Consider the following 12,635-nt stretch of genomic DNA (forward strand, 5'->3'; position numbering starts at 1 on the left):
GGAACTGGGTCAGTGATGATGCCGCTGGACTTCGTTGCCGCCATTTATGCGGCAGTAAAGTCCATCTTCATCGCAGCCCTCACACTCCATCTGGATACAGGAATGGCTGACACCAAAACTAGAGAGCCTGTGTTCTATCTCCTTTCTTATTATGTCGGCATTGCTTAACTTCTGATCAGCCACCTGGACATGGGCCGAAAATGCGGGGATGGCATGGGCGATCGACCATATATGGACATCGTGCACACATCGCACGCCAGGTATGCTGGAAATCGATTCCGATATCTTCCCCGCATGAAGCCCAATGGGGCTCAACTCAAGGAAAACCCACATCGCCTCCTTGACCACGCGCCATCCCCCGATGATTATGATGACCCCGACAGCGATGCTCGCAACCGCATCAGCCGGCTGCCACCCTGTAAATCTGATAACAACTGCGGCTATAATGACGCCTGCCGACGAGACCGTATCTCCAAGCACGTGGAGCCAGGCGCTCTTTAGATTTAAGTCCCCATGCCTGTGGCCAAGGATCCATGCCATGAGGAGATTGCCAAAAAGCCCTAGGACTGCGACAAAAAACATCATGGAGGGGTTGATCTGCACAGGTGATCTGAGTCTGCGATATGCCTCGGCAAAAATAAAGACAGCGATCACCACAAGGCTTATGCCGTTTATCAGGGCTGCAAGGAGACCAACCCTCTGGTAACCATAGGTGGCACGGTAATCAGAGGGCCTGGCCCCTATCAGGGCTGCGACAAGGCTCAGGCCGAGGGCAAAGACGTCGGTCAGGACATGTCCTGCATCGCTAATGAGGGCAAGGCTGTTACTTAATATGCCACCTATTACCTCTCCTGCAAGTATCAGGAGTGTGACAGCAAGGCTTAGAGACAGGCGCTTTGTCGCATTGTTCATAGCAGATATCAGCCGGCACCGTCCTACGGAGATCTTTGTTAACCTCCAGCCAGGGCCTCAAGGATCGGCGTTGCAACACCGAGCACCCCGTTTGCCGCAGCGTGTCTGACTATCTTTATGACCGCTATCAACTCTTCTTTTGTCACGCCCATATTCAAGGCCGCCCTTAACTGCGTCCTGACACATTCGTAATCCTTCATGGCAAGCGCCGCTGAAAGGAAGATCAAGGTCCTCACCTTCGGCTCAAGGGGTGAATCCTTGTCCTCAACGCTGCCCATCGAAGACATGGCAACCTGCATGATGAGCTCAGGCGCGACATCTTTTGCATATTTAATGGCGGCAGGGATATTCTCCTCTCCCCCGAGCTTTTGAGACATCATCCCTAGAATCTGTTCAACGGATGGCATTTGATTTATCATTTTATGTTACCTCCTTATGGATTTATTTATAAAAAATAGTAACATAAAAAAATTTTTATTCAAGAATAAATCAACGCCCCACAACGCGATATATCGAAATCAAATCTCGGCTCGGGTGAACTCTATGACTGTTGACCATCTAACATGTCAGCCCTTTATAAACCCTTTATAAGCCTCAAAAATCTCATCTTCCCCACCCTCAAAACACCCCCTCCGTCTTCTATCTCTATCTCTTCAGTCGAAACCTTTCTCCCCCCGAGGCTTACCGCCCCCTGCCGGATGAGACGCCTAGCATCGGAGGTACTTTTCACCAATCCGGCATCTTTTAAAAGCTTAGGCAGATATACAGGCGCTCTGCCCGATGGGATCTCTACCGCAGGGATGTCTTCGGGTATTTCACCCTGACCGAACTGGGCCTCAAAGCCCATCCTGGCTGATTGCGCCGCCTCCTCACCGTGAAATCTCGCCACCAATTCCGCAGCGAGGTCCAGCTTTAGATCCTTCGGATGCAATCGGCCTTCTTTTATACCGGTCTTGAGATCTTCAATCACATCAAGCGGAAGGTTGCTCAACAATTCATAATATCTGAACATGAGCTCGTCGGATATGGACATGAGCTTTCCGAACATATCCCTTGGAGACTCTGTTATTCCGATATAGTTTCCTAGGGACTTGCTCATCTTGTTTACCCCATCAAGCCCCTCAAGAAGGGGCGTGGTGATCACCACCTGGGGTTCCTGACCGTATTCCTTTTGGAGGTGACGGCCGATCAGCAGATTGAATTTCTGATCCGTCCCACCCAACTCCACATCTGCATGAAGGGCGACCGAGTCATAACCCTGGATCAATGGATAGATGAATTCGTGGATACATATGGGCCTCTGCGCATGGAAACGCTTTTTGAAGTCATCACGCTCAAGCATCCTGGCAACGGTGTGTTTGGCGCAGAGACGTATCATATCTATCGACCTCATCCCCTCCATCCACTTGCTGTTGAAGGCTATCTCGGTCCTTCCCGGGTCCAACACCTTGAATATCTGTTCCCTATAGGTACGTGCATTTTCTTGGACCTGTTCACGGGTAAGGGCCGGCCTGGTCTCAGACTTGCCCGTGGGATCGCCTATAAGGCCTGTAAAATCACCTATAAGGAATATAACGTGGTGGCCGAGCTCTTGGAAATGTCTCATCTTTTGAATGAGCACCGTGTGGCCGAGATGCAGATCCGGGGCGGTAGGGTCAAAGCCGGCCTTAACACGCAATGGCCTGCCTGTCTCCACTGCCTTTTTGAGCTTTGCCTCAAGCCCTTGCTCGTCTATGACCTCTACCACCCCCCTCTTTATGAGCTCTAAAGCCCTTCTTACGTGCCGTTCCATAGAACTCCCTTTTTTTAAAGACATTCAGCCGATGCCGCCCTTAAAGGCTGACATATATAATGACGCCATCCTCGGCAAAACAGACATTATTTGGCATAATTCACAGTCCTTGTCTCACGGATCACTATTACCTTGATCTGCCCCGGATAACTCAATTCGGTCTCGATCTTCCTCGCTATATCCCTGCAAAGAAGCACGGCCTCCGCATCAGAAATCCTGCCGCTGTCCACCATGATGCGGATCTCGCGCCCTGCCTGTATAGCAAACGACTTCTGCACCCCTTGAAATGATGTAGCGATGGCCTCAAGATCAGTCAGGCGTTTCACATAACTCTCAAGCATCTCTCGCCTTGCGCCGGGACGCGCACCGGAAAGGGCGTCCGCCGCCTGCACGAGGACCGCAAGCACTGATTCTGGCCTTACGTCCTCGTGATGTGCGGCGATCGCATGGATCACCTCCTGTGTCTCGCCATATTTTTTGGCGAGATCGGCACCGATAATGGCGTGAGGGCCTTCAATTTCGTGGTCTACCGCCTTGCCGATATCGTGCAGCAGTCCAGCGCGCTTTGCCTTCTTGACGTTTATGCCGAGCTCACTGGCCATGACACCGCACAGGAACGCCACCTCTATGGAGTGTTGAAGCACATTCTGTGCATAGCTCGTGCGATACTTCAGCCTGCCCAAGATCTTGATAAGTTCAGGGTTTATTCCATAGACCCCTACATCGAACGTGGCCTGTTCGCCGGCCTCACGTATAGATGCATCAACCTCCTTTTCGACCTTCTTAACCACCTCTTCAATCCTTGCAGGGTGTATACGCCCGTCGGCTATAAGTCGCTCAAGGGCAATGCGGGCAACCTCCCTACGGACAGGATTGAAGCATGACAGGAGCACGGCCTCCGGGGTGTCGTCTATGATGAGATCAACACCGGTTACCGTCTCAAGGGCCCTGATATTGCGGCCTTCCCTCCCTATAATGCGGCCCTTCATCTCATCGTTTGGCAAGGGCACCGCGGTTACGGTCCTCTCTGCAACATATTCGCCAGCGTACCTTGCTATGGCAAGGGAGATGATCTCCTTTGCCTTTTTATCGGCAGATTCGCGGGCCTCTGTCTCGATCTTTTTGAGCATTATGCCTACCTCTTGCCTGGCCTCCCCCTCCACCTTCTTTAATAAGTAATCCCTTGCCTCCTGGGTCGACATCCCTGCTATCTTTTCCAGGTTTTCCTTTTGCTGCGCCAGCAGCGCCTCTGCCTCTCTCTCCCTTTCCTGCACCCTCCGCTCAATCTTGTGCAGTTCCTTTTCCTTGTCCCTGATTGCCAATTCCTTTTGATCTATGAGCCCTTCCCTGCGCTCAAGCTGCTGCTCCTTCTGGATGAGCCGTTTTTCCTGGGCATGCAGGTCATTCCTCTCATCTCTCAGCTCCTGTTCGATCTCCTTTTTGAGCCTGAATGCCTCTTCCTGGGCCTTTACCTTGGCCTCTTGGCGTAGTATCAGGGCCTCCTGCTCAACCTCCCGGCGCAAGGCCTCTATTTCATCCCTTGAAAGGCTAGCCGCTCCCTTGAGCTTGCGCTTGGCATATAACATCCCTATAAGCAACCCGATGCCAAGGCCTATTATTATAAAGATGATTTTATAAATGACTTCCATAGTACAGACATCCCCTTATTTATCCATGATTAGATGCAGCTTGCCCTCCAGGGTCTTCTATGGAACGATAAAGGGAAGGCCCGCCGAGAAACCGTTGAAAAGGCGGGGGTTGGATAGCTATCCTAAAGATACTTTAAGGCCTGTGAAAGATAAAATTACAAAAATGACACAAAAAGTCTTGAATATAATAAAGCCGTCGCTGGCCATAAATCCTTCCTCAAGGCTACCTTTTAAAAGGCGATCCTGTTTCGTTCCAAGCCACATTCATCATATATATAAAATCCAAATAGGATTGGGTCCAAACAAATCCCCCGCTTGTGCCGTGTCGACAGGTCAATTGAACCTGATAAAAATCAGGTGGGTAGCTCATTCACACTACTGGGAAAGAGATGTTCTCTCGTTCACGCCATGTGAAGAGGAGTCTCCCTTGTAAGGGGTGTTGGCTCAAAAGACTATCTGTCAATCACGAACACAGCAGGGAAACCTAAAAATTATTTCAATTCTATGACCGAGTCTATTTTGGCGACAAGCATCTCGGCCTTCGTTATATATCTTTCCTCCATTTCTTTTAATTTCTTTTTTGCAAGCAGGTAATCCCTGCCCATATTCAAAACAGCTAAAATCATCTTTTTGTGTGGGGCAAGCCCTCCATTTAAGATATCTTGTTCCTTTACCTTGTCATGCACATAATCGATCAATTCTTGAACATCTATTTCATTATCATCCGCCTTGAGATCGTAGGACTGCCCAAAAAAATCCAATCTTATAAATAAATTCTTTGAGTTGTCATGCATTTACTTATGTACAGACATGACCTAATTAACGGATTCCGCCGATCCAGGCAATTCAGCCCCTAACTGGTCGATCTTTAAGATGAGATCCGAAACCCTATTGCGTATATCTTCCCTTTCGCCATTGAGTTTGGCCAGATTTTCCTCGACGTCGTTTAATTTTGCAATCAATTCTTGATTCTTTTTAATCAACTCTTCACGCTCCCCACGCAGTCTCTCGCAATAGCTTATCAACTGTTCAAGCTTTTCTTCCAATGTACGCAATTCTTGGTCATTATTCATATCGTTACCCCATTAATATTTTAATTTAATCTTAAAGAATCAGATACGTCAATATTGTAACATTTTAAATCTTTTACAACCCTTTATCCAAAAAAATCTTTGACATTACACCCTCGGCCCTGGCCAGGTCTTCTTTTGTATTTACACCTAAGGCCTCAAGGCTGTCCGCACAACATATAGCACCCACCTTTTCCCCTGCCGAAACTGCAATCTTGACTATATCGGTTAAATAATATTCGCCCTGGACATTTTCCGGCCTTATTTCTTCTAAGAGCCTGAAAAGCAAAGGGGCCCTTACTGCATATACCCCGGTGTTTATTTCTCTAATGGTTCTCTCGGCCCTTGATGCGTCCTTCTCTTCGACTATGGCGCAAACTCCATTATAGCTGCCTGACCTTATAATCCTGCCGTAACCAGCTGGATCTTCCGCCAAGGCCGACAAGATCGACAGGCTGTTTTGCAGATCAATATGCCTATGGATAAAAGATTTAATGGTGTCAACCCTGAAAAGCGGCGTATCCCCGTACATGATCAGGATATCACCGCCAAAACCGCCTAAAATCGGCCTTGCGCACATAACCGCATGAGCGGTACCAAGCTGCGCATCCTGCAAGACCGTCTGGCAATTTAATTTTGAGAGATACCCCCCCACAACATCCCCTTGATGACCCACGACGGCCACCCTGGTCTCTATGCCAAGCTGATCCAGCAAATTAACGACCCAAAAGATCATAGGCCGGCCGCACAAGGTGTGCATGACCTTGGGGAGTTCGGAGTTCATCCTTGTTCCCTTTCCTGCGGCAAGCAATATCGAGGCCCATTTATCGATCATAAAATATAAATCTGCAGAAAAGATAAAATCCCAATTAAATATAACAAAAAAGGCAAGCATATGCTTGCCTTTTTTGGATCATATAAATCACTTTTAGATGAACTACACCACTTTACAAAAAATGGTATTTTTAATCAGATGTGCTTACATCCTCCACGGGCATTCGTTCAGGTCGTTCTGCCCTTAGCGTTTGCAAGGTAAGATATTGTCACAACCGATTCATCTCCCTCTACAGGATATAGAGAAATAAATGACTATTGTCTCCCAGCCACCTTAAGCCGCGCCATGGCCCTTGCCAATGCCGCCTGTGCCCTTGCCACATCGATCTTTTCCCTCTGTTGTTGCGCCTCTTGGAGCCTGCGTTCGGCCCGCTCTTTTGCCCTTAATGCCCGCTCTACATCAATTTCAGTAGAAATCTCCGCCGCCTCGGCCAAAACAGTCATGCGGTTGTTGGAAATCTCACAGAAACCGCCCGATACAGCCAGACGCACGGTCTTGTTGTCGGCGTTATAGTGCATCTCGCCGACCTTCAAGGTGGACAATAGAGCTGTATGATTGGCCATCACGCCAAAGACCCCGTCAGCTCCCGGGGCTGTAACGAGATCGACTTCTTCGCTCACAACAAGTCTCGTCGGGGTGACAACCTCAAGCAATATCTTATTAGCCATATCCTTATCCGTAGCCTTCGATTATTTTATGCCTTTATTACGCAGTCTTTGCGGCCTTTTCCACCGCCTCCTCTATGGTGCCGACCATATAGAACGCCTGTTCCGGCAGCTCGTCGTGCTTACCATCGAGTATCTCGCCAAAGCCCTTAACGGTATCCTCGACCTTTACATACTTACCCTTCATGCCCGTAAAGGTCTCGGCCACATGGAACGGCTGCGAAAGGAACCTCTGACACTTCCTGGCCCTCTGCACTGTTAGCTTATCCTCGTCTGTCAGTTCGTCCATGCCCAAGATAGCGATTATATCTTGGAGGTCCTTGTATTTCTGAAGTGTCTGCTGGAGCCTACGTGCAACCCTATAATGCTCTTCTCCAAGGATATTGGGATCAAGTATGCGCGATGTGGAATCGAGAGGATCGACCGCCGGATATATGCCGAGCTCTGCGATCTGACGCGAAAGGACGACTGTACCGTCAAGATGGGCGAATGTGGTTGCAGGCGCCGGATCTGTAAGGTCGTCAGCCGGAACGTACACACATTCAACTGCTGTAATGGATCCCTTCGTCGTCGATGTAATGCGCTCTTGAAGGGCACCGAGATCTGTAGCAAGTGTCGGCTGATAACCGACTGCCGACGGGATACGACCCAAGAGAGCTGACACCTCGGAACCAGCCTGGGTAAAGCGGAAGATGTTGTCAATAAAGAACAAGACATCCTGACCTTGTTCATCACGGAAATATTCAGCGGCGGTAAGACCTGTGAGACCTATCCTCGCACGCGCACCGGGCGGTTCGGTCATCTGTCCATATATGAGCGCCGCCTTTGGAAGAACACCTGAATGCTTCATCTCCTGATATAGGTCGTTTCCTTCACGTGTACGCTCTCCGGCACCGCAAAACACCGAGATGCCGCCGTGCTGCATGGCGATATTATGGACCATCTCCATCATTATGACAGTCTTGCCGCATCCAGCGCCGCCAAACAACCCCATCTTGCCGCCTCTCGGGAACGGCACCAAGAGGTCTATGACCTTGATCCCCGTCTCAAGGACCTGGACGGTGGTATCCTGCTCCACAAAGGCTGGCGCCTTACGGTGAATAGGGTAATAAGTCTCCGAATTTATTGGCCCAAGACCATCGACGGGCCTCCCCACGACATTCATGATCCTGCCCAGCGTAGAAGCACCGACTGGTATCTTGATGGGCTCGCCAGTATCTTTAACGGGCATCCCGCGCACAAGACCGTCTGTGGTATCCATCGCTATGCACCTCACCATATTGTCGCCTAGGTGTTGTGCAGCCTCAATAACCAGATTATCAGGTTCATCGCTTATAGCGGGGTTCGTTACCAAAAGACCATTCAAAATCGAGGGCAAATGCCCTGGCTCAAACTCAACGTCAACTACTGGCCCGATCACCTGGGCTATCTTGCCGACATTTCCGGTTGTTTCAGTGGCCATCTAACACTACCTCCCGTCACACATATTTGTGCAAAAATTTTCTCTCAAATTCTAACCCTTGAGGGCCTCTGCGCCGCCGACTATATCCATCAGTTCCTTGGTTATCGATGACTGCCTGGCCTTGTTGTAAATCAATGTAAGACTAGTGATCATGTCTTTGCACGCCCTGGTTGCATTGTCCATTGACGTCATCCTGGCTGCCTGTTCACTTGCAGCGGTTTCAAGCATGGCATGCATTATCTGTACATTTATATACATCGGTAATAATTGGTTTAATATCTGCTCCGGCTCAGGCTCGTAGGTATAAGTAACGGCAGTCTTGTTGCCCTGCGCCTCGATATCTTCAAGGCCTTTCTGACTTATGGGCAGGAGCCTCTTGAAATACGGCCGCTGAACGACCACGTTTACGAATTTGCCGTAAAGGAGCTGGACTTCATCGACCGTCTGTTCAAGAAAGAGATTCATGACCTCTTTGCCTGTCTGTCTCGCATTAAGCATCTGAACGTTGCTCATGACGTCAACGCTTTTATAGAGTAGGTCATATTGACTCTTGCTGAAATAGTTAACACCTTTACGCCCTATGCATGCCAAGGCCACATCGCGCCCTTCATTTTTCTGATTCTTTGCAAACTTTTCAGCCGCATTAATCAGGTTTGAATTAAACGGCCCGCAAAGGCCTCTGTCAGATGTGACGACCAACAAGAGGACCTTCTTTACAGGCCTGAACGCCATAAGGGGGAAGGCGTTAGGATTCGCCGATCCGGACAGCTCAGAGATCACGGTCGTGAACTTCTCGGCATAGGGCCTGAAGTCTTCCATCCTCTTCTGGGCCCCTCGAAGCTTGGCAGCAGCAACCATGTTCATGGCCTTGGTTATCTGCTGAGTTTTCTTGACACCATTGATCTTTATCTTTACATCCTTGAGAGATGGCATTTATAGACACCCTTTTTTATAAATTGCGATTTGCCTTAAACTCCTTGACGCACTCCTGAATCGCCGCACGCATCTTTTTGTCGAGTTCGTCGGAGATCACCTGTTTTTCTTTCAATTCATTGAATATATCGATATGTTTCTTCTCAATAAAGGCGTAAAGTTCCTGCTCGAACTCCTGAAGCGACGCTACAGGCAATTCATCAAGCAGGCCCCTTGTACCGGCAAAGAGGATAGTCACCTGCTTCTCCATCGGGAGCGGTTGATATTGAGGTTGCTTGAGTATCTCAACCAGGCGTTCGCCCCTGTTAAGTTGCTGCTGTGTGGCCTTGTCAAGATCACTGCCGAACTGCGCAAAGGCCGCGAGTTCACGGTATTGAGCCAGATCGAGACGCAAAGTACCCGCAACCTGTTTCATGGCCTTTACCTGGGCAGCACCGCCGACCCTTGAGACAGAGAGCCCGACGTTGATTGCAGGCCTTATACCGGCGAAGAAAAGCGACGGCTCAAGATAAACCTGGCCGTCCGTAATGGAAATGACGTTCGTCGGAATGAATGCAGAAACGTCACCCTGCTGCGTCTCAATAATAGGCAGAGCGGTCAGGCTGCCAGCCCCGAGCGCATCATTCAATTTTGACGCGCGCTCAAGGAGCCGCGAGTGATTATAAAAAATATCGCCGGGATATGCCTCACGTCCCGGTGGACGCCTTAGGAGCAGGGAAAGCTCACGATACGCGACAGCCTGTTTGGATAGATCGTCATAGACGATAAGGGCATGTTTGCCGTTGTCTCTGAAGTACTCGCCCATGGCACAGCCTGAGAATGCGGACAGATACTGCAGGGATGCTGGCTCGCTGGCGCTAGCCGCTACTATGGTGGTATATTCCATTGCGCCGTTGCGGCGGAGCGCCTCGGCGACCAATGCAACGGTCGCCTGTTTCTGTCCTATGGCTACATAAATACAGTAGACGTCGGTATTTTTCTGAGCAATAATGGCATCCACGCCGATAGCGGTCTTGCCGATCTGACGATCCCCGAGGATCAATTCACGCTGTCCTCTGCCGACAGGTGTCATGGCGTCTATTGCCTTAAGTCCTGTATAACACGGCTCATGGACACTCTTGCGGTCGATAACGCCGGGGGCCTTCATTTCGATACGGCGAAACTCCTTTGCCGCAATAGGACCCTTACCGTCGATCGGATTGCCAAGGGCGTCGACCACGCGGCCAAGCATAGCCTCACCCACAGGAACTTGGGCAATTCTCCCGGTCCTCTTGACCAGATCACCCTCCTTGATCCCCTCGATACTGCCCATAACGGCAACGCCCACGTTGTCCTGCTCGAGGTTAAGCGCAAGCCCCATGACCCCGCCAGGAAACTCCAAAAGCTCCATGGCCATGCAGTTTCTGACCCCGTAAACACGCGCGACGTTGTCACCAACCGACAAGACGGTACCGGTTTCGGCCAGATCAATCGTCTTTTCGTAGCCCTGTATCTGCTTCTTTATGATGTCACTGATTTCTTCTGCTCTTATCTGTGCCATTATCCCAGATCACCCCTCTCTATAGATTCTCTAAAGCCTTGAAGCTGACTTCTTATACTTCCATCCCAAACCATATCACCTATGCTGGCCACTACTCCGCCAATGATGGAGGGATCTTCTTGCAATTCCAGCGCAACCTTTTTGCCGCTGATCTTCGCCAAGATCTCGGCGAATTTCCCTTGAAGATCTTTGGGCATAGGCACTACGGTCTTGACCACCGCCCTGACGACACCCATCTCTTCATCAACAAGCTCACTAAATGACTGACATATCTGGGTGAAATTCTGGATCCTGCGGCGTTCAACTAATAGGCGCAGGAAATTAGCCAGGACATCTTCCACCTTGAAGGCCTTGATGAGCTGATTGACGATATCCTGCTTGAGCCCCAGAGGATATACAGGACTCACCAAGGCCAGCTCTACATCGGGATTCCTTGCCAGGAAAACGCTTATTTCTTTCAGTGTTGCACCGAAATCCGTAAGCTTGCCGCTTTCCTTTGCAACAAAGAAAAGGGCCTTTGCGTATCTTTTTGCTATCACTGCGCTGGTCAATTTTTAGTCACCACCCTTTCTAGATATTCGGTTATAAGACGATGATGATCCTGCTCAGTTATATTCTTTCTTATCAGATCTTCGGCCATCTTTACAGCCAGTTCGGCAACCTCTTTTTTGAGCTGATCCCTGGCCTTTGAAAGCTCCTGCTGTACATAGAGCTCAACCTGCGCCTTTATACGCTCGGCTGCATCATTGGCCTGCGCTATAATCTTAGCCTTTTCGGCCTCACCCTGCTCTACAAAAGACTTCAGTATCCTTGCCGCCTCTGCATCCATGCCTGAAAGTCTTTTTTCATACTCTGCATATTTGCGCTCCGCCTCCCGCCGTTTGGATTCAAGCTCATCAAACGCAGCCTTTATGGACTCGCGGCGGCCGTTCAGGGCGTCAGTGATGGGTTTGCGCAGATATTTGACCAGTACTATGACCAATATGGTAAAATTCAAACAGTGCCAGATAAAATTCATTATCTGACTGTGTGTGAGTCCGTGATGACCCTCGCCTTCTTCACCACTGGCTGCGGCCTCATGCCCTCCGGAAGAAGGAGCCTGTGCAGCAGCCTCCTTCACAAACTGAACCTGCTGCGCCGGCACTGTTGCAACATCAGGGGCAGACCGCACAGCTGCGGCCTCTTCAGCGGCGCCGGCACGATAAACAGGACCGGAAAAAACCAAACAAAAAACACATACACATAGACCAAACAGCCCGGACAACAACCAATGCAGACCCCTCCGCCCAAGCATCAAATAGCCCTCCCCAGCAGTTTTTGTGCTATCTCGGCAGCAAACATCTCGATCTTGGCGGAAAGATCCTTTCTGGTGCTGTCAATCTGCGCCGACAGCTCAGCCATTAGCCGCTGCTTTGCAGCATCGGCCTCTTTGCCGCTGGACTCCAGGAGTTCCCGCTCCATCTTCCTGGCCTCTCCCTTGAGACGTTCCTTCTCTGACTGACCGGACTTCCTTGCCTCTGCCATCTTCTTGTTGAATGAATCAAGGATCTGCTCCGCATTGCGCGCAAATCTATCGGCATCCGCCTGGATGGCATCCATCTTTGAACGCCGCTCCTCCAAGATACGGCGGATGGGCTTAAAGAGCATGGAATTCAAGATAGCCATGAGCACCAATACGGAGATCACCTCTACCCACAAGGAAATATCTAAATTTATCATAACCCGATCCTTCCCGTAGAAACCTTTAACTCCTAAAAATGAAGCCTCATTCAGAAAG

Annotated in this window: 14 protein-coding genes and 1 other RNA gene; all 15 read right to left on the bottom strand. The window is 49.9% G+C overall.

What is annotated here, in order from left to right:
* Positions 1 to 9: 9 nt before the first annotated feature.
* The 15 genes from LGS26_RS00610 to LGS26_RS00680 all read right to left on the bottom strand — a co-directional run bounded on the left by LGS26_RS00610 (position 10) and on the right by LGS26_RS00680 (position 12,577).
* Entirely contained in the window at positions 10 to 912 is a 903-nt protein-coding gene (locus tag LGS26_RS00610) for a cation diffusion facilitator family transporter (protein WP_237888762.1), read from the bottom strand.
* Between the two features lie 38 nt (positions 913 to 950).
* The gene (locus tag LGS26_RS00615; RefSeq protein ID WP_237888763.1) at positions 951 to 1,331 is read right to left on the bottom strand and encodes a carboxymuconolactone decarboxylase family protein; all 381 of its coding nucleotides are present in this window, start codon (positions 1,329 to 1,331) and stop codon (positions 951 to 953) included.
* A gap of 155 nt (positions 1,332 to 1,486) precedes the next feature.
* Positions 1,487 to 2,704: a tyrosine--tRNA ligase gene (gene tyrS / locus LGS26_RS00620; protein WP_237888764.1), complete on the bottom strand. Its 1,218-nt coding sequence runs from the start codon at positions 2,702 to 2,704 to the stop codon at positions 1,487 to 1,489.
* Between the two features lie 86 nt (positions 2,705 to 2,790).
* Positions 2,791 to 4,353 (bottom strand): ribonuclease Y, encoded by a 1,563-nt coding sequence (gene rny, locus LGS26_RS00625; RefSeq protein WP_237888765.1) that lies wholly within the window; start codon positions 4,351 to 4,353, stop codon positions 2,791 to 2,793.
* Positions 4,354 to 4,657: 304 nt separating this feature from the next.
* A non-coding RNA gene (ssrS, locus tag LGS26_RS00630) (6S RNA) lies at positions 4,658 to 4,837 on the bottom strand.
* Between the two features lie 7 nt (positions 4,838 to 4,844).
* Positions 4,845 to 5,114, bottom strand: coding sequence for a cell division protein ZapA (gene zapA / locus LGS26_RS00635; RefSeq protein ID WP_237888766.1), 270 nt, complete (start codon positions 5,112 to 5,114; stop codon positions 4,845 to 4,847).
* 54 nt (positions 5,115 to 5,168) lie between these two features.
* Positions 5,169 to 5,426 (bottom strand): cell division protein ZapB, encoded by a 258-nt coding sequence (gene zapB, locus LGS26_RS00640; RefSeq protein ID WP_237888767.1) that lies wholly within the window; start codon positions 5,424 to 5,426, stop codon positions 5,169 to 5,171.
* Positions 5,427 to 5,499: 73 nt separating this feature from the next.
* Positions 5,500 to 6,258: a sugar phosphate nucleotidyltransferase gene (locus LGS26_RS00645; RefSeq protein ID WP_237888768.1), complete on the bottom strand. Its 759-nt coding sequence runs from the start codon at positions 6,256 to 6,258 to the stop codon at positions 5,500 to 5,502.
* A 254-nt stretch (positions 6,259 to 6,512) separates the two neighbouring features.
* Complete coding sequence (locus LGS26_RS00650) at positions 6,513 to 6,926, bottom strand: F0F1 ATP synthase subunit epsilon (protein ID WP_237888769.1); 414 nt, start codon at positions 6,924 to 6,926, stop codon at positions 6,513 to 6,515.
* Positions 6,927 to 6,963: 37 nt separating this feature from the next.
* On the bottom strand, positions 6,964 to 8,385 hold the full coding sequence (gene atpD, locus LGS26_RS00655; RefSeq protein ID WP_237888770.1) for a F0F1 ATP synthase subunit beta: 1,422 nt from the start codon (positions 8,383 to 8,385) through the stop codon (positions 6,964 to 6,966).
* Positions 8,386 to 8,436: 51 nt separating this feature from the next.
* On the bottom strand, positions 8,437 to 9,318 hold the full coding sequence (atpG, locus tag LGS26_RS00660; protein ID WP_237888771.1) for an ATP synthase F1 subunit gamma: 882 nt from the start codon (positions 9,316 to 9,318) through the stop codon (positions 8,437 to 8,439).
* 16 nt (positions 9,319 to 9,334) lie between these two features.
* The gene (gene atpA, locus LGS26_RS00665; protein ID WP_237888772.1) at positions 9,335 to 10,858 is read right to left on the bottom strand and encodes a F0F1 ATP synthase subunit alpha; all 1,524 of its coding nucleotides are present in this window, start codon (positions 10,856 to 10,858) and stop codon (positions 9,335 to 9,337) included.
* Complete coding sequence (gene atpH / locus LGS26_RS00670; protein WP_237888773.1) at positions 10,858 to 11,409, bottom strand: ATP synthase F1 subunit delta; 552 nt, start codon at positions 11,407 to 11,409, stop codon at positions 10,858 to 10,860. The genes atpA and atpH overlap by 1 nt, the downstream gene beginning before the upstream one ends.
* Complete coding sequence (gene atpF, locus LGS26_RS00675) at positions 11,406 to 12,152, bottom strand: F0F1 ATP synthase subunit B (RefSeq protein WP_237888774.1); 747 nt, start codon at positions 12,150 to 12,152, stop codon at positions 11,406 to 11,408. The genes atpH and atpF overlap by 4 nt, the downstream gene beginning before the upstream one ends.
* Complete coding sequence (locus LGS26_RS00680; protein ID WP_237888775.1) at positions 12,152 to 12,577, bottom strand: F0F1 ATP synthase subunit B family protein; 426 nt, start codon at positions 12,575 to 12,577, stop codon at positions 12,152 to 12,154. Before LGS26_RS00680 ends, atpF begins: the two co-directional genes overlap by 1 nt.
* Positions 12,578 to 12,635 lie beyond the last annotated feature (58 nt).

It is taken from the genome of Dissulfurimicrobium hydrothermale (assembly GCF_022026155.1).
Classification (GTDB): domain Bacteria; phylum Desulfobacterota; class Dissulfuribacteria; order Dissulfuribacterales; family Sh68; genus Dissulfurimicrobium; species Dissulfurimicrobium hydrothermale.

What these genes read in the sequence shown, in the direction of transcription:
- LGS26_RS00680 (WP_237888775.1), bottom strand. Translation starts at nt 12,577, where the DNA reads ATGATAAATTTAGATATTTCCTTGTGGGTAGAGGTGATCTCCGTATTG.
- tyrS (WP_237888764.1), bottom strand. Translation starts at nt 2,704, where the DNA reads ATGGAACGGCACGTAAGAAGGGCTTTAGAGCTCATAAAGAGGGGGGTG.
- atpG (WP_237888771.1), bottom strand. Translation starts at nt 9,318, where the DNA reads ATGCCATCTCTCAAGGATGTAAAGATAAAGATCAATGGTGTCAAGAAA.
- atpD (WP_237888770.1), bottom strand. Translation starts at nt 8,385, where the DNA reads ATGGCCACTGAAACAACCGGAAATGTCGGCAAGATAGCCCAGGTGATC.
- rny (WP_237888765.1), bottom strand. Translation starts at nt 4,353, where the DNA reads ATGGAAGTCATTTATAAAATCATCTTTATAATAATAGGCCTTGGCATC.
- zapB (WP_237888767.1), bottom strand. Translation starts at nt 5,426, where the DNA reads ATGAATAATGACCAAGAATTGCGTACATTGGAAGAAAAGCTTGAACAG.
- LGS26_RS00615 (WP_237888763.1), bottom strand. Translation starts at nt 1,331, where the DNA reads ATGATAAATCAAATGCCATCCGTTGAACAGATTCTAGGGATGATGTCT.
- atpF (WP_237888774.1), bottom strand. Translation starts at nt 12,152, where the DNA reads ATGCTTGGGCGGAGGGGTCTGCATTGGTTGTTGTCCGGGCTGTTTGGT.
- LGS26_RS00645 (WP_237888768.1), bottom strand. Translation starts at nt 6,258, where the DNA reads ATGATCGATAAATGGGCCTCGATATTGCTTGCCGCAGGAAAGGGAACA.
- LGS26_RS00610 (WP_237888762.1), bottom strand. Translation starts at nt 912, where the DNA reads ATGAACAATGCGACAAAGCGCCTGTCTCTAAGCCTTGCTGTCACACTC.
- LGS26_RS00650 (WP_237888769.1), bottom strand. Translation starts at nt 6,926, where the DNA reads ATGGCTAATAAGATATTGCTTGAGGTTGTCACCCCGACGAGACTTGTT.
- atpA (WP_237888772.1), bottom strand. Translation starts at nt 10,858, where the DNA reads ATGGCACAGATAAGAGCAGAAGAAATCAGTGACATCATAAAGAAGCAG.